The following is a 16,652-nucleotide window of genomic DNA, read 5'->3' as shown; positions in this document are numbered from 1 at the left end:
ATGAGGTTCTATTCTTTTAATTGTTTTTGGTCAACAGGCTTTTGAATTTCAGTATCGCGCAAAATGATGTCCAATTCATTTTTTAATCCAAACCAGTTTTTGTTTGTATGCCCCGCCAGCATGATTTTGCCGTTATCCGCTTTCAGCCATATGCGGCGATGCTGCCAGTACAATCCTTGAATTAAGCCTATCATAAAAATGGCTCCGCCGACACCGAGCACCCATAAAGTTAAATCTTTTCTTACAACTAGACCCGTTAAGTTTTTCGTTTCAATTCCTGAAAATTTCATTTTGTATTTGTTATTCTCGTTAGGTTCAATCGTTTGCTGGATGGCAACGAAACTCGTTTCTCCCTTCGGTCTGTCAGGTGCAATCATTTTAAAAACAAATGCCGGGTTGTTTGGCACTCTCGACCGCGTGGCTGGATTGCCTTCGTCATCAAAATAAAAATCTGGAAGATAGCTGGCAATTTCAACAGCATAGCCGTTTCCTAAATCATATTTCTTTTCTGGATTTAAGAGGTCAATGACAACTTTCCCGAAGCTTTTCCCCGATTTTTTATCGATAAGATCAAACGTCATTTTATTTAACTCATTCAGCTTGTAATTCACTTGATAGACAGCATAAGAATCAAATTTCAATGGTTCGTTGACGCGAATGCTGAAGTCTTTTACCTCTTTTAATTTTGGTTCTTCACCCGGCAGGCTGTCTCCCTGCTTTTTATAAAGCGTCACATTTGATTGGAAGTTTTTAGCTACGCTTCCATCGCCGACACGGTCAATCGCTTCCTGAAACACATCTTTTTCTTTTTCCTTTTGATAAGTTTCCAAAATGAATTGATGATGTTTCAAATAATACTCGCCATTTGTCCCGGGTATTTCTTTCGTTTCCCCTTCTCTTAACCAGAGAACCTCATCCACATACATCCCCGGGAAAAAGCGGAGCATGGCTCCAATTAAAAAAATAATCAATCCGATATGATTGACATACGGACCCCATCTGGAAAATCGATTTTTCTCTGCCAAAATGTTTCCATTTTCTTCTCGAATGCGATAACGGCGCGCTGTTAAATTTTTTTTAACTTGTTCTACATTTTTTTCAATATTGTCCACATATGATTCGCTAAAAAGGCGCTGTCTTTTCAAAAAAGACTCGTGCCGAGACACACCTTGATTTTTCAAGGCACGATAAAGTGGAATAACCCGGTCAAGCGAGCAAATCACAAGCGATATTCCAATCGATGCGATCAAGGTCATATACCACCAAGAACCGTATAGGCGGTGGAAGCCTAATTGATAATAAAGCTGGCCTAAAATTCCATATTCATCTTTATAAAATTGCTCTGGCGTTACGTTGGAAGGTATGTACAATTCTTGCGGAAAAATCGTTCCGATTGCTGATGCGATCAGCGTTATCACAATCAGCCAGACTCCAACTTTAACAGAAGAGAAAAAATTCCATACTTTATCGACGATCGTTTTATTATATGTTTGAGAACGTCTGGCACTTCCGTCATAACGCATATCATGAAGTTTTTCCGAATTGCCTTCGCCCTCTGCTGCCAAGGCCCGTCCGCAATTTTCACACAGCACAGTACCGAACGGATTTACATGACCGCATTCACATTTCACATGATTCATGTTGAAAACTCCCTAACTATGGTTTTATCATTTCCATGTAATCTCGAACTTCCCGTTCCGTCATTGGTGCAGTAATGATTTTGACAACCTTCCCGTTCTTATCGATGAGAAACGTAGTAGGCAGCGGATCTACATCATATGCATGAAGCACCTGCTGATTTTTGTCAATGACAATCGGGAAATTGAGTCCGTATTTTTCCGCAAATTTTTCCACTACTAATTTTGATTCGCCAACGTTGACAGCTAAAACTTCCACGCCTAAATTTTTATAGTGCTGATATTGTCTTTCAATGTAAGGCATTTCACGTTCACAAGGTTTGCACCACGTTCCCCAGAAATTGAGAAATACCCCTTTTCCTCTATAATCGGAAAATTGATGCTTTTTTCCTTCTAAATCAGTAAGAACAAAATCAGGCGCAGCTGATCCGACTTTCACTTTTTCTTTGCTCATAAAAAAATTTGAATAGAGTGTATATCCAAGAGCACCTAATAAAATAACAAGAATAATCGAGCGAGTAATGAGTCGCCTTTTTTTCATCGTGTGTACTCCCTTTGTTTTTCATTCGCTTGTTATTATATCATTGAATTTCCGTTCATTCAGAAAAATAATTTTGACGTTTATGTGACATAAAAACGTGTAAGCCCCTAAAGCAGTACATTGTTTGCAACGTTTTGTCGGTATAAATGCGAAAGCTTAACCGATTTTAGGCTAAACTCTCGCATGCTTGCCGTGCTGGGCCAGCGCCCGCAATCTCTTCACCTCGTGGGGAGTAATTTCGCGGAACGCACCCGGATTGAGCCCTTTTAAATCTAAAAATGCGTACCGTTCTCTTTTCAGCTTCAGCACAGGATAGCCGATTTTATCAAACATTCTTCTAATTTGCCGGTTTCTTCCTTCATGAATGGTAATTTCGATTATACACGTTTTTTTTCTTTTATCTAAAGAAAGCATTTTGACTTTTGCTGGTTTTGTCATTCCATCTTCCAGCATGATCCCTTGCTCCAGTTGTTTTAATTCTTTCCTTTCTGGAATTCCTTTAACTTTCGCTACATACACTTTATCAATTTCATATCGTGGATGCATTAACAAATTAGCAAAATCGCCATCGTTTGTCAGGATTAGAAGGCCTGAAGTATCATAATCAAGTCTGCCGACCGGAAAGATGCGCTGCTCAAAATCTCGAAAGTAATCGGTGACGACTTTTCTCCCTTTTTCATCTTTCACGCTCGAAATAACTCCCCTAGGCTTATAAAACAAAATATAAATCGGTTCTTCCCTTTCTACCGGAATCCCGTTTACCTCCACCTTGTCCTCGTCAGATACTTTTGTTCCGAGCTCTGTTACAACTTGTCCATTTACAGTAACTTTTCCGTCCAAAATTAATTGCTCCGCTTTTCTTCTTGAAGCAATTCCCGAACGCGCTATCACCTTTTGCAAACGTTCCATTGATCTCACCTCTCTAAAAATATTACCTTCTTTCGGTCTGGTTACACAAGATGAACGCATTTATTTTTTTGCAAATAAAAAAGCTAAGCTCATTAAAGCTTAACCGAAAAGGAGCGTAACAATTATTATGGAAGAAAGGATGGCTGCAAAATCCGCCAGCAGCCCAACCTTTATCGCATCGCCCATTCGCTTGATCCCAACAGCACCGAAATATACTGTAATGATATACAAAGTCGTGTCTGTGCTCCCTTGCATGGTGGCTGCCAGTCGGCCGATCAACGAATCCGCTCCATGCATTGAAATTAAATCGCTCATAATTCCTAACGAAGCTGTTCCAGAGATGGGCCGAATTAACGCCAGCGGAACAATTTCCGCCGGGACGTGGATAGCTTGAAACATCGGTTTTAACAGGTCCATAAAAAAATCGAGAGCCCCTGAAGCGCGAAAAACAGACACTGCCACGAGCATGCCGACAAGATACGGAATAATGGAAAAAGAAATTTCGATTCCTTCTTTTCCACCTTCAACAAACGCTTCATAAGTTGGAATGCGTTTAAAAGTCCCGTACAACAAAATAAAACCGATGATCAATGGGATCAGCCATATCGAAACAGCACTAATGAACACCATCGTTATTCTCCTTTTCTTTTTCGTAAATAGTAAAAATAGCGGTCAATCATAATAGCGGCTATGGTAGCAAAGAAAGTCGACAGAAGCGTTGGCACGACAATATCAGTCGGATTATGCGAACCGTATGTCATTCGTATAGAAATTACAGTTGTTGGAACAAGAGTCAATCCAGTTGTATTTAATGCTAGAAAGGTGATCATGCTTCTGGACGCCTGGTCTTTATTTTTGTTCAATTTTTTCAACTGCTCCATCGCCTTAATTCCCAACGGTGTAGCTGCGTTTCCTAGCCCAAACATATTGGCGAGCAAGTTTGACAGCATGTAGCCCATCGCAGGATGCTCAGGGGGAACATCAGGAAAAATTCTCCTCATCAGCGGTTTGAACAGATTCCCTAGCTTTTCTAACAGACCGCTTTTCTCAGCAATATTCATTAAGCCTAACCAAAATACAAGCACGCTGATGAAGCCAAAGGCAATGGTGACACCCTCTTTTGCACCTGAAAAGACGGCTTTATTCACTTCCTCCATTGTTCCGTTGAACATTGCAAATACGACGCCGATCAAAGTTAAGGCAACCCAAATAATATGAATCATGCGGAAACACCCAGCATATCAAAAAATAGATCGATCATCTTTCCAAACCAGCCATGCGGAGGCTCTACATCACCGTTTTCAAAATAGATCGGCACTTCTTCAATCGTTTCGCCATCGAGCAACACTCTCAATGTTCCTACTTTTTCTGGAACCTTTTCAGGATGGTTCTTCCACGAAGCCTTCGGTTTTGCTAGGAATAAACGGATGTTTATTTTGTTTTTTTCTTCCTCCATCAGCGGATAAACAATGTCGCGATTAATGAAGATGCGGTCTTTGTAAAACTTGTTGTCAATGGCAAGGTATCCTTCTTTTTTGATCGTCACTTGATCATATTCGCTGAACGCGCTGTTAAACATGGACATATGGTCGTTCCAATCATCGGGAGCATTTAGCGTAACAGCAATTAAATGTAAATCATCTTTTTCCGCAGTGGAGACTAATGTTCTATTTGCCCTCTTTGTGTACCCGGTTTTACCGCCTGTACAATATTCATATAAATTTAAAAGTTTGTTTTTATTTTTCCACTGAAATCCGTCTTTTTTATAAACTTTTGTTCCAAATATTTTGCGGAACGTTTCATTCTCCATGGCGTATTTCGTTAAAAGAGCCATATCATATGCGGTAGAATAGTGGTTTTCGTGATCATCCAAACCGTGCGGGTTGGCAAATTCAGTATTTGTCATGCCGATTTCCTTCGCCTTTTCGTTCATCATAAATACGAAACCATCTAAACTGCCTCCGACAAATTCAGCAATCGCCACCGCAGCGTCATTTCCGGACCTTAGCATAAGACCATAAACCAAATCTTCCAGCTTCACCTTTTGCTTTTGCTTAAGATATATGGAAGACCCTTCAGTTCGGACAGCGCGGTCACTGACAGTCACATTTTGATCCATTTTTCCTGATTCAATTGCTAAAATCGCCGTCATGATTTTCGTAATGCTTGCAATGCGCATTTTTTTATGTGGGTTTTTTTCAAAAAGGATCCGGCCGCTCTCCTGATCCATTAATATGGCGCTTTCTGCACTAACTTCAATCGTATGAGTTGCATGAGCTGTCGGGATAAAAAAATGGCCTATCAATATAAAAAGAATGAATACATTAATACGTGATGTCCATTTGTTCATTAATGCTTTCACGTCCCTTTATTCGATTCGTTTTGTACAAGTTTATGCAAAGAAGACAACCGTATGAACGGAATTTGAAAGAATGTGAAATAAAAATAAGTCTCAGACTGCCGCCTGAGACGACTTACAAGTTATTTAATTTTTCAAAGAATAAATCTGCCTCTTCTTGAATAAAATGCTCTTCATTCTCGATCTCTGTCAATGAAGGCAATTCTTCGATCGTTTTTAATCCGAAATATTCAAGAAACTCTTTTGTCGTTCCGTATAAAATAGCTCTTCCCACTCCCTCTTCTCTGCCGACTTCTTGAATAAGCCCTTTCGCTAAAAGGGTCCGGATCGGCCTTTCTGACTTTACCCCTCTAATTTCTTCTATTTCAATCCGGGTAATCGGCTGTTTATAAGCGATAATGGCCAATGTTTCAAGCGCAGCCTGAGAGAGTGATTGGTTCATAGGAGTTTCCATCAGCCGCTTTAAATATGGTGCATGCTCCTTTTTGGTTGTGAGCTGGTAAACCCCTGCTACTTCTACAAGGTCGATCCCCCGTTCTTTTTTTTGGTATTCCTCTTTTAAATCTTCAATAATGCTTAAAACCGTTGCTTCGTCAATTTCAAGAACGGAAGTTAATTGCTTGATGGAAAGGCCTTCGTCTCCAGCCGCAAATAAGAGCCCTTCCAAAATGGATTTCCATTCAATAATCCCTAAACTCATGCAGCTTTTCACTCCCGTAAATATAAATTTCTGAAAAATTATGTTCTTGTTCTACATGAACGTATTCATTTTTCATCAGCTGAAGCAAAGCTAAAAAAGTCACGACCATATAATCCTTCCTGTCAGCTGGAAAGAAATCGTGAAACTCCTTTTTCTTTTTCGATGCCTTCAGCTCCATGATCATTTCCTTCATTCGTTTTTCGATCGGGATTTCTTCTTTTGCTACGGTTCGTTCGATTGGCTTTTCAATTTTTTTTCGTTTTAGCATTTTTTGAAAGGCAGCGATCATATCATAAACCGTTACGTTTCCTTTTTGCAAAATCGGCTCTTTTTCCTCCAAATATTCGCTCAAGTCGCTTGGAGGCTTCGTATAGACAAGCGCCCGTTCACTTTCCAGTTCTTTCAGCTTTACTGCCGCTTCTTTATATTTCTTGTATTCAATTAAACGGGTAACAAGCTCATCTCTCGGATCGGACTGCTCTTCTTCGATGATTTCCTCGTCTGACCACTCTTCCTCCTGTCTTGGAAGGAGCATTTTGCTTTTAATCGACAATAATGTGGCTGCCATCACTAAATATTCACTGGCAACATCCAGCTCAAGCTCCTGCATCGTGTGAATATATTCCATATACTGTTCTGTTATTTCGCTGACAGGGATGTCATATATATCAATTTCTAAACGATGAATTAAATGCAAAAGCAAATCTAACGGACCTTCAAAAGCTTCTAACTTTACTAGATACATTATCTGATCATCACCCTCGATAAATGGCTAATTTTTAGTATAGACCAATAGAAAAATACATCCAATACTCTTTTTCAACAAAGCTCATTTTTGTTTATTTTAAATCAGGCATGAATACTTTCTTTTTTGCAGCCATTTTCATAAACTATAACATATATAGTAGAAAAAAGGAGTTTTCTCAATATGTACCCACCTGAATATATTGAGTTTTTATATCATTTTCATTGTGACCGGGATTATTTTGAATGTCATGAAATTTTAGAAGAATTGTGGAAAAAAGATCCTAAAGAAGAGAGAAAACAAATCTGGGTCGGGCTCATACAAATTGCCGTTAGCTTTTATCATTACAGGAGAAAAAATCTCAATGGTGCTGAGCGGATGATGAAAAATGCTATTCGCATTTTAAAAAATGAAACGGCGTCTCTTAACAAACTCGGTTTGGATGATGAACAGCTCTTACATATTTTACAAGACACTTTTGGTCGAATTCAAAAAAGAGAACCATATAAAAGCATTCAGCTGCCGATTTTTGATCAAAACCTATACGAAATTTGCTTAACAACAGCAAAGGAACGAGGAAAAACGTTCGGTGAGCCTAGCGATATTTCAAACGTTTTTTTAATACATAAACATAAAACAAGGGATCGAACGGACATCATTGAGGAGAGATTGAAAAATTGGCATAAAAAAAGAAAAAGAAGAGAGTGATCAGCTCTCTTCTTTTTCCAATTGTTCATGGTCGCATTTTTCAAAAAAGGATTGAATTTGTTCGCTAGGAATAACATGTTTATCTTTATATAGCTCTTTTACGGCATTGATCATTTTTTTGCCGATTCCTTCATGACGATGGGACGGGTTTACGCAAATATGCTGAATTTCCACTATTCCTTTATCTTTCAATTCAACGCCGATCACTCCGATAACATCTTCTTCCTTCCATAAGAAAAGCTGCCAATTTTCGTCATTTTCATACGTTTTCATCGTTTGCTGGAGCTGCTTTAAATCCTTTTCACTCGGCATAAAGGAAAGAAGCCCCATCGCAATTTTTTCAAAAGCTTTCTTATATCGAACTAACATGCTGGATCCCTCGTTAATATATAACATTCTTTCAAGAAAGATTTTATGGGCAACTGGTGTTGAATCCCATTTATCATATTGCTCTTAACATTATATACATTTTCTTATGAATTTTAAACTGTTTTCTTTAAAGTTGGGCGAGGGATTTGATTAAATTTGCCATTTCAATTGCCGATAGTGCTGCGTCCCAGCCTTTATTGCCCGCTTTCGTTCCTACTCGTTCAATCGCTTGCTCGATATTTTCCGTCGTGACGACGCCAAATATTACCGGCACTCCTGTTTGCAGAGAAGCGTTCGCAATCCCTTTTGCCGCTTCATTGCATACGTAATCGTAATGCGTAGTGGATCCACGGATAACTGTTCCTAAGGCAATGACCGCATCGTATTTTTTGGACTCAGCCAGTTTTTTGGATACAAGCGGGATTTCAAAAGCCCCCGGAACCCACGCAACATCAATGTCGCTTTCCGAAACGCCGTGGCGGATGAGAGCATCGATTGCTCCGCTTAACAGCTTGCTTGTAATAAATTCATTAAATCTTGATACGACAATTCCGATTTTCAAATCTTTTCCGACTAAATGTCCTTCAATTTTGTTTATGCTCATTAGTATAACCTCCCGCTAAATATGAAGTAGATGTCCTAGTTTCGATTTTTTTGTTTTCAAATATTTTTCATTATCCTTGTTTGCCGGTATTTCAATTGGAACCCGCTCCAATATTTCAAGTCCGTATTCTTGCATTTCTTTCATTTTTCTCGGATTGTTTGTCATTAAACGAATAGACTTGGCTCCAATATCCTTCAGCATCTGTGCTGCAACAGCATATTCTCTTTGATCCGGCTGAAAGCCGAGCTCCTCATTTGCTTCGACCGTATCATAACCTTTTTCTTGAAGCTTATATGCTTTCAATTTATTTATTAGCCCGATCCCCCTGCCTTCTTGGCGCAAATAGAGCAAAATTCCGCTTCCTTCTTTTTCAATTTCACTCAATGCAGAATGAAGCTGCGGGCCGCAGTCGCATCTGTGAGAATGAAAGACGTCTCCTGTCAGGCATTCTGAATGGATTCTAACTAAAACGGGATGCTCCGGCTTAATTTCACCCTTCACCAGCGCAATATGCTCTTTTCCATCATACAAGCTGGTATAACCGATGGCTTTAAAACGGCCAAAACCTGTCGGAAGCTCGATTTCCACTTCTTTTTTGATTAATTCCTCCCGTTTTCTGCGGTATTGAATTAAATCTTGAATCGTGATCATTTTTAAATTGTATTGTTCCGCTATTTCTTTTAATTGAGGAACCCGAGCCATTGTTCCGTCTTCATTAATAATTTCACAAATGACGCCAGCTGGAAAGCATCCTGCCAGCTTTGCCAAATCAACGGCTGCTTCCGTGTGGCCGGCTCTTTTTAATACTCCTTCGTTCTTTGCAATCAACGGGAAAACATGTCCGGGTCTTTTAAAATCCTCCGCCCTTGCATCCGGCTGAATGAGCGACTGAATCGTTTTAGCTCGCTCATATGCGCTGATTCCCGTCGTTGTTGTTTGATGATCGATGCTGACAGTAAACGCGGTTTGGTGCAAATCTGTATTTTCCGCTACCATAGGGTGAAGCTGCAAACGGTGCGCTAACGATTCCGTGATCGGCACACAGACGAGACCTTTTCCTTTCGAAATCATAAAATTGATCATTTCAGGGGTGGAAAACTCAGCTAGACCGACAAAATCTCCTTCGTTTTCCCGATTCTCATCATCCACGACAATGATCACTTTCCCCTGTTTTAAATCTGCGATGGCATCCTCAATGGAATGAAACATTATTCTATCACCTCTATTCACTGTAAAAACCGTGCTTTTGCAAAAAATCAACGGTAATTCCGGTTGGCGCCTCTTTGCGGACAAACTTTTCTAAATATTTCCCGATCAAATCACATTCAATATTGACCTTATCGCCTATCTCCTTTTCCCCAATAATTGTTTCTGAATATGTGTGAGGAATAATCGAAATCGTAAAGGTTTGTTCTGTTAAGCCAAAAATGGTTAAACTCGTTCCGTCAACTGCAACTGAACCTTTTAATATCATGTAATAAAGCAAATCTTTAGGAGCTTTAATTTGATAATAAACAGCATTTTCCTTTCTTTCTTTTTTGACGATCGTGCCAACGCCATCAACATGTCCTGAAACGATGTGGCCGCCAAATCGGTCGCCAACAGCCATTGCCCTTTCCAAATTCACCTTTGATCCGGTTTTTAATGTACCTAATGTCGTTGCCGCCATCGTCTCAGGCATGACATCCACAGAAAAATAATTCGATTCAAAGTCGGTGACCGTTAAACAGACTCCGTTGACGGCAATGCTGTCGCCTATTTTTACATCTTGCAAAATGTTTTTTGCATAAATTTCTAAAATTACTGCTTGATTCGTTCCTTTTACTGATTTGATTTCCCCTATTTCTTCAATGATTCCAGTAAACAATCTTGTCCACCTCTTTTCGGAACGGAGACAATTTTCACATCTTCTCCTATTTTCGTAACGGACTGAATTTCAAATGAATGTGCCATCCTCATCTTTAATGCTTCATCGCCCATGACGGCTGATATTCCTTCAGGGTCTCCCAATATTTTGGGTGCAAAATACACGATTAATTCATTCACTGCTTCCGCTTTTAAAAATGAAGCATGGACTCTTGCTCCTCCTTCAACGAACAGGGAGGTGATGCCTCGCTCGCCTAATATTTTTAAAATATTTGGGATATTCCATTGATCATGTAAAGTCAACACTTCTATTCCTAATTTTTTCAGTTCCGCTTTTTTATTGAGATCTCCATCTTGGCAAATGACCCAAGTTTCTGCTTCCTTGTCAGTTATCACATTGGCATCCAGCGGAATTCGCAGATGGGTATCTAAAATAATCCGTATCGGTGTTCGTTTGCGATCCGGCAGCCGACAAGTCAGACTTGGATTGTCTTTTATAATTGTATTAACACCCACTAAAATGCCGTCGTGTATTTCTCTGTAACGGTGCACATCCTGTCTTGCTTCCTCTCCGGTAATCCACTTGCTGTCACCTGTTTTTGTAGCAATTTTCCCATCGAATGTTGCGGCATATTTTAATGTGACAAACGGAGTGTTTGTTTGAATGTAATGAAAGAAAACTTTGTTAAGTTCATGTCCATTTTTTTGCAATATCCCGGCTTCCACATCGATTCCAGCATCTTGCAAAGCTTTCACACCGCGTCCACTTACGAGAGGATTCGGATCCAAAGCAGCTACAACGACCCGTTTAATCCCTCTTTTGATAATAAGCTCAGAGCAGGGAGGAGTTTTGCCAAAATGGCTGCAAGGTTCAAGCGTGACGTACAGCGTTGCACCTTTTGCCTTTTCCCCAGCCATATTTAAAGCATGAACTTCCGCATGGGGTTCCCCAGCCTTTAAATGCGCTCCAAACCCGATCAGTTCCCCATCCTTCACAACGACCGCTCCCACCAACGGGTTAGGGCTCGTTTGGCCGATTGCTTGTTTCGCTAGCTGAAAGGCAAATTCCATCCATTTTTCGTCATTCATAAAGGACACACCTCCCTTTTGTTGATTTCAAAACAAAAGCCCCGGGTTTGTTCCCCCAGGGCTTGATGATCACTTTAACGAAAAGAAGGTATACTCAAATAAGAGTATAAAATCTGTTCTTTTTGAACAGTTTATACTCCTCACCTTCAAAAGTGATCCTTCTCCCATCCAGACTATACTGTCGGCTCTGGATTTTCACCAGATCCACCGCAAAGGCGTTCCGCCAATGCGGGTCACGGGCTAAAAAAGCTTAAAAGCTTTTATCACCGCCGGTCGGGAATTTCACCCTGCCCCGAAGGATGCATCATTCATTTTATGTTATTTTCAATGGGAAAAACGGCTGCTTCCTCTTGCTTCCCACCTTCCATTTTGAAGCATTCACGAGTTTTTGAAAAAGAAACAAAGCTGAAGAAAACAGCCAATTATTTTACTATTATCTCCCTTCAAACGGTCTTCTGTCAAGAAAGCAATCTTTGACCAATATGAAAAAGTGCCTTTTTATCGATTAGTTCTCTCCTACACTTGACCGCATCTACAAGAATTATATTATCAACTAAAGCTGAGCGGTATTCAGCTAGTCAGCAATGAACATCCAATAGACGAGTCCCCAAATAATGCTCAATACAACAAGAACAATAAATAATATCCAGTTTTTCATTCTCATTTTGTACATCCCTTTCTATTTGAAAGAGGAATTTAATTTTCATACACTTCTACTTTTTTCATTACATCTCCGTTTTTCATGCTCAACACAGTTTCCATGCCTGAAGTTACTTGGCCAAAAACAGTATGAACTCCATCCAAGTGAGGCTGAGGTTCATGAACGATAAAAAATTGACAAGAGCCTGTATCCCTGCCTGCGTGAGCCATAGAAATGGCGCCGGTTACATGTTTATGCGGATTGCCATCTGTTTCGCATTTGATCGTATATCCTGCATTACCAGTGCCGTTGCCATTCGGACATCCGCCTTGGCTTACAAACCCTGGAATAACGCGATGAAAAGTCAAACCGTCATAAAAGCCTGAATTCGCAAGTTTTTCAAAGTTCTTCACTGTATTTGGAGCTTCATTCGGAAAAAGCTCAAATTCAATTTTTTCTCCGTTTTCCATTAAAATGTAGCCTTTTTTGCTCATAAAACAGCTCCCTTTCATGAAAAAATTTTCTCTTTATTTTATCATAGAGTAAAACATAAAATACAGATGAAACGTTTTAGTATATATATACGTCTTAAATGGATGAAAGTTTTTGCACTCTATATCATATAGTCGAAGTCATGTTCGCTTAGGAGGTTAAGTGATGAAAAAAATCGTTTTATCCATATTACTTGCTATTGGATTGGCAACACCAACTACTAGTTTTGCTGATTCTGTTGTTGGAGATGTTATTGTCACGTTAGGCAGCGATTTAACGGAGCAGCAAAAGCAGGATCTCTTAAAGGAAATGGACGTACCAGATAACGTGCAAACGGTCACCGTGACAAACGAAGAGGAGCACAAATATTTAGGGGATTATATTCCGAAAGCGCAAATCGGTTCAAAAGCGATTTCTTCTTCCAAAATACAAATTGAGAAAAAGGGATCTGGTTTAGAAGTCCAAACAAACAACATAAACTGGGTCACGGATGAAATGTACTTAAATGCGCTCATGACAGCTGGTGTCAAAGATGCAAATGTTTATGTCACCGCGCCTTTTGAAGTTTCCGGAACAGCCGCTTTAACAGGGTTGATAAAAGCTTATGAAGTTTCGACTGATAAAGCGATCCCTGAAGACGTGAAACAGGTCGCCAACCAAGAGCTGGTGGAAACAGCAAAGCTTGGAGATAAGATTGGTGACGAAAATGCTTCGGCATTAATTGCAAAAGTAAAAGAACAGATGTCCGAAAACGGCATTCCGAAAAATGACCAAGAGTTAAGAGAAATGATTGAACAAGCAGCAAAAGATTTGCAAATAAATCTTTCCGAAGATGATATAAACAATTTAATCCTCTTATTTAACAATATGATTAACGTCAATATCAATTGGGATGAAGTCGGAAACCAGCTTGACAAAGCAAAAGACAAAATTTCTAAATTTCTCGAATCCGAAGAAGGACAAAGCTTTTTGCAAAAATTGAAAGAATTCTTTTCTTCGATCATTGATGCCATCGCATCGTTTTTCCAATAATGAAAAAGGCGTCTTCAACTAATGTTGAGACGCCGTTTTTCGTTTACGGTTGACCGACTTCCGCTTTTAAAGGCAAATCGAGACTGACTAAATCCTCGTATGTTTCCCTTTTGACGACAAGTCTCGCTTCGCCGTTTTCAACAAATACAACAGCAGGCCGAGCGATCCGGTTATAATTATTTGCCATAGAATATCCGTAAGCTCCCGTGCAAAAAACAGCTAATATATCGCCTGCTTTTACGGTAGGAAGGGATAAATCCCAAATGAGCATGTCCCCGCTTTCGCAGCATTTTCCTGCAATCGATACAGTCTCAGAACATTCGTCATTCATCCGGTTGGCAAGAGCCCCCTCGTATTTTGCCTGGTACAAAGCAGGCCGGATGTTGTCGCTCATGCCTCCGTCCACCGCAACATATTTGCGTATGTTAGGGACGACCTTTTGAGATCCTATCGAGTACAAGGTTGTTCCTGCATCCCCGACGAGAGAGCGTCCTGGCTCAATCCATATTTCAGGGAGAGGAATTTGAAGCTTCTCAGAGTGTCCTTTCACAACTTCCACCATTTTTTCAACATATACATTCATTGGCAGAGGATCATCCTCTTTCGTATATCGAATTCCGAATCCTCCCCCTAAGTTTACAACTTTCGGAACAAACTGAAACTTCTCTTTCCAAATAGAAATTTTCCCAAAAATCTTTCCTGCTGCTAAAACAAATCCTTCAGTGCCAAAAATTTGCGAACCGATATGGCAATGGATTCCTAATAGCTGTAAATGCGATTGATTTTTTACAAGCTCAATCGCTTTTTCGATTTGACCATTATGAAGGTCGAATCCAAATTTCGAATCTTCCTGCCCGGTTGTAATGTAATCATGTGTATGTGCCTCGACGCCTGGTGTAACGCGAAGCAACACCGCAACTTTTTTATTCATTTGCTGGCAAAGAGAAGATAAAACATCAATTTCATAAAAATTATCAATCACAATGCAACCGATATTTGCCTCCAGAGCCATTGCAAGCTCGTCGATGCTTTTATTGTTTCCATGAAAATGAATTTTTTCCGGAGGAAATCCTGCTTTTAATGCCGTATACAGTTCACCGCCTGAAACGACATCAAGAGAAAGCCCTTCCTCATTTGCAAGCTGCACCATTGCAATGGAAGAAAAGGCTTTGCTTGCATAAGCAACTTGATATGGAACTCCTAATGATTCAAATGTATTTTTAAAAGAACGGGCTCGTTCGCGAATGAGTGCGACATCGTATACATATAACGGTGTCCCATACTGTTTGGCAAGTTCAACTGTATCGACACCGCCGATTTCTAAATGCCCTAACTGGTTGATTTTACTTGTTCCCTGTAAATACAAAGACTAGCCCCCGCTTTCGTGAACGTAAAAGTTAAAAATACATTACCATAAAACATTTTCTCTTTCAAATTTTTTTAAGGCTGCTTTTTTACGTTCTGCGGATGAACAATGCTTGGCCTTACTTTTATATGAGGCACCGACGACCTGACGATGATCTGCCAAAAGGCTTGAGGATTAAAAGGGATAAACGGCCATAAATAAGGCGTATTTAACGATCGAATGCTGGCAAGGAAAAGGATGAACAGTGTGCAGCCGATCACTAATCCGGGCACTTTAAAGATCACTACTAATAGCAGCAATACAAAACGAACGATTTTATTGGCTACGCTCAATTCATAGCTCGGGGTTGCAAAAGTACCGACCGCCGCAATGGAAACGTACAAAATAACTTCCGGCGAAAACAAACCGACATCGATGGCAATTTGTCCTATGAGAACTGCTGCAATTAAACCCATCGCCACTGAAAGAGCTGTCGGTGTATGAATGGCTGCCATTCTTAAAAGCTCAATCCCTATGTCAGCAAGAAAAATTTGAACAACAATCGGAATATTTTTTTCTTTGTTTGGTCCGATGTAAGATATAGCCTCCGGCAGTAAAGACGGCTGCACTACATACAACATCCAAAGAGGAAGCAAATAAATAGAAGCTAGCATGCCAAAAAAGCGCACCCATCTGACAAACGTTCCGGCCGCTGGCGCCTGACGGTATTCTTCGGCGTGCTGAACATGGTGAAAAAAAGTAGTTGGCGTAATAATGACACTCGGGGACGTGTCAACAAGAATAATGACATGTCCTTCCAGCAAATGAGTTGCAGCGACATCCGCTCTTTCCGTATAGCGGACAAGCGGAAACGGATTAAAGCCTTGCTTTACTAAAAATTCTTCAATTGTTTTATCTGCCATTGGAAGCCCGTCAATCTTTATCGTTTTTAACTCCTTTTTGATCACTTCAATTAATCCTGGATCCGCCACATCTTCCAAATACGCGATCGCAATGTCGGTTTTTGATCGCTCGCCGATTTTCATGATTTCATATCTCAGACGTTCGTCCCTTATTCTTCTCCGAATCAGTCCCGTGTTGACAACGATATTTTCCACAAAACCGTCACGTGCGCCGCGGATCACTTTTTCCGTATCCGGCTCTTCCGGCTGTCTTCCAGGATAGTTGCGGACATCGACAACAAAAGCAAAATCGCTGTCTTCGACAAAAAAAACGACTAAGCCTGACAACACTTGATCGACTGCTTCATCAAGCGTTTGAACCAATGTTACTTGCTGATGAACGAGACGGTTTTTGACAATTTCCTTTAAACGATTGGCTTCCGTTTCATGATCATTGATTTTCAAAAGCTCCTTGATCAGTTCGATGACATAAAGTGAATCGCAAAGTCCTGTCACATAATATAAATGCACTTGTTTTCCGAGAAGCGTAAATTTGCGCACGCCTAAATCAAAGCTTGTTCCTAAGCCAATATGATCTCGAAAAAATTTTTCGGTATCTTGCAGTTTGGGAGAGATTTGACTTTTTTCTTGATCGGTTAATTTCGTCATGCTATCGAATCCTTTCTCTTCATCATTCATGTTCAGCTCACCTTT

18 protein-coding genes and 1 riboswitch are annotated in these 16,652 nt (G+C 40.1%); of the genes, 2 read left to right on the top strand and 16 right to left on the bottom strand.

Features of this window, described 5'->3' with window-relative positions:
- Nucleotides 1–8 precede the first annotated feature (8 nt).
- The 8 genes from resB to FB379_RS13450 all read right to left on the bottom strand — a co-directional run bounded on the left by resB (nt 9) and on the right by FB379_RS13450 (nt 6,891).
- Nucleotides 9–1,640 (bottom strand): cytochrome c biogenesis protein ResB, encoded by a 1,632-nt coding sequence (resB, locus tag FB379_RS13485; RefSeq protein WP_063388627.1) that lies wholly within the window; start codon nt 1,638–1,640, stop codon nt 9–11.
- A 16-nt stretch (nt 1,641–1,656) separates the two neighbouring features.
- A complete protein-coding gene (resA, locus tag FB379_RS13480) occupies nt 1,657–2,178 on the bottom strand; it encodes a thiol-disulfide oxidoreductase ResA (RefSeq protein WP_063388628.1) in 522 nt (173 codons plus the stop codon).
- A gap of 171 nt (nt 2,179–2,349) precedes the next feature.
- The gene (locus tag FB379_RS13475) at nt 2,350–3,087 is read right to left on the bottom strand and encodes a pseudouridine synthase (protein WP_063388629.1); all 738 of its coding nucleotides are present in this window, start codon (nt 3,085–3,087) and stop codon (nt 2,350–2,352) included.
- A 99-nt stretch (nt 3,088–3,186) separates the two neighbouring features.
- Nucleotides 3,187–3,717, bottom strand: coding sequence for a spore maturation protein (locus FB379_RS13470; RefSeq protein WP_063388630.1), 531 nt, complete (start codon nt 3,715–3,717; stop codon nt 3,187–3,189).
- 2 nt (nt 3,718–3,719) lie between these two features.
- A complete protein-coding gene (locus FB379_RS13465; protein WP_063388631.1) occupies nt 3,720–4,310 on the bottom strand; it encodes a nucleoside recognition domain-containing protein in 591 nt (196 codons plus the stop codon).
- Nucleotides 4,307–5,437 (bottom strand): D-alanyl-D-alanine carboxypeptidase family protein, encoded by a 1,131-nt coding sequence (locus FB379_RS13460; protein ID WP_066247679.1) that lies wholly within the window; start codon nt 5,435–5,437, stop codon nt 4,307–4,309. The genes FB379_RS13465 and FB379_RS13460 overlap by 4 nt, the downstream gene beginning before the upstream one ends.
- A gap of 124 nt (nt 5,438–5,561) precedes the next feature.
- Nucleotides 5,562–6,146 (bottom strand): SMC-Scp complex subunit ScpB, encoded by a 585-nt coding sequence (gene scpB, locus FB379_RS13455; RefSeq protein ID WP_063388633.1) that lies wholly within the window; start codon nt 6,144–6,146, stop codon nt 5,562–5,564.
- Nucleotides 6,127–6,891 carry a segregation/condensation protein A gene (locus FB379_RS13450; RefSeq protein WP_063388634.1) on the bottom strand — a complete coding sequence of 255 codons (765 nt, stop codon included), beginning with the start codon at nt 6,889–6,891 and terminating at the stop codon, nt 6,127–6,129. Before FB379_RS13450 ends, scpB begins: the two co-directional genes overlap by 20 nt.
- A 183-nt stretch (nt 6,892–7,074) precedes the next feature.
- Between FB379_RS13450 and FB379_RS13445 the strand changes: the two genes are divergently transcribed.
- Entirely contained in the window at nt 7,075–7,599 is a 525-nt protein-coding gene (locus tag FB379_RS13445; RefSeq protein ID WP_144598192.1) for a DUF309 domain-containing protein, read from the top strand.
- On the opposite strand, the gene FB379_RS13440 is transcribed toward FB379_RS13445, so the two are convergent.
- The 6 genes from FB379_RS13440 to FB379_RS13415 form a co-directional block, all read right to left on the bottom strand.
- Nucleotides 7,600–7,968, bottom strand: a complete 369-nt coding sequence (locus FB379_RS13440) for a GNAT family N-acetyltransferase (RefSeq protein ID WP_063388636.1) — start codon at nt 7,966–7,968, stop codon at nt 7,600–7,602.
- A gap of 127 nt (nt 7,969–8,095) precedes the next feature.
- Nucleotides 8,096–8,566 (bottom strand): 6,7-dimethyl-8-ribityllumazine synthase, encoded by a 471-nt coding sequence (gene ribH, locus FB379_RS13435; protein ID WP_144598202.1) that lies wholly within the window; start codon nt 8,564–8,566, stop codon nt 8,096–8,098.
- A 21-nt stretch (nt 8,567–8,587) separates the two neighbouring features.
- Nucleotides 8,588–9,781, bottom strand: coding sequence for a bifunctional 3,4-dihydroxy-2-butanone-4-phosphate synthase/GTP cyclohydrolase II (locus tag FB379_RS13430; RefSeq protein ID WP_063388637.1), 1,194 nt, complete (start codon nt 9,779–9,781; stop codon nt 8,588–8,590).
- A gap of 13 nt (nt 9,782–9,794) precedes the next feature.
- Nucleotides 9,795–10,439, bottom strand: coding sequence for a riboflavin synthase (ribE, locus tag FB379_RS13425; protein WP_063388638.1), 645 nt, complete (start codon nt 10,437–10,439; stop codon nt 9,795–9,797).
- Entirely contained in the window at nt 10,412–11,527 is a 1,116-nt protein-coding gene (gene ribD / locus FB379_RS13420) for a bifunctional diaminohydroxyphosphoribosylaminopyrimidine deaminase/5-amino-6-(5-phosphoribosylamino)uracil reductase RibD (RefSeq protein WP_144598191.1), read from the bottom strand. Before ribD ends, ribE begins: the two co-directional genes overlap by 28 nt.
- Before the next feature lie 152 nt (nt 11,528–11,679).
- Nucleotides 11,680–11,831: riboswitch (FMN riboswitch) on the bottom strand.
- A gap of 392 nt (nt 11,832–12,223) precedes the next feature.
- Complete coding sequence (locus tag FB379_RS13415) at nt 12,224–12,661, bottom strand: peptidylprolyl isomerase (RefSeq protein ID WP_063388640.1); 438 nt, start codon at nt 12,659–12,661, stop codon at nt 12,224–12,226.
- Between the two features lie 163 nt (nt 12,662–12,824).
- Between FB379_RS13415 and FB379_RS13410 the strand changes: the two genes are divergently transcribed.
- Nucleotides 12,825–13,691 carry a DUF1002 domain-containing protein gene (locus FB379_RS13410; protein WP_144598190.1) on the top strand — a complete coding sequence of 289 codons (867 nt, stop codon included), beginning with the start codon at nt 12,825–12,827 and terminating at the stop codon, nt 13,689–13,691.
- A gap of 43 nt (nt 13,692–13,734) precedes the next feature.
- Here FB379_RS13410 and lysA read toward each other — a convergent pair whose 3' ends face one another.
- Together lysA and FB379_RS13400 are read right to left on the bottom strand one after the other, a co-directional pair.
- Nucleotides 13,735–15,057 carry a diaminopimelate decarboxylase gene (gene lysA / locus FB379_RS13405; RefSeq protein WP_066247674.1) on the bottom strand — a complete coding sequence of 441 codons (1,323 nt, stop codon included), beginning with the start codon at nt 15,055–15,057 and terminating at the stop codon, nt 13,735–13,737.
- A gap of 74 nt (nt 15,058–15,131) precedes the next feature.
- On the bottom strand, nt 15,132–16,607 hold the full coding sequence (locus tag FB379_RS13400; protein WP_144598201.1) for a spore germination protein: 1,476 nt from the start codon (nt 16,605–16,607) through the stop codon (nt 15,132–15,134).
- Nucleotides 16,608–16,652 lie beyond the last annotated feature (45 nt).

Origin of the sequence: Aeribacillus composti (genome assembly GCF_007827555.1) — a bacterium.
GTDB lineage: Bacteria > Bacillota > Bacilli > Bacillales > Aeribacillaceae > Aeribacillus > Aeribacillus composti.
Note: the sequence above shows the minus strand (reverse complement) of the source record. Positions and strands in the feature narration are given on the sequence as shown.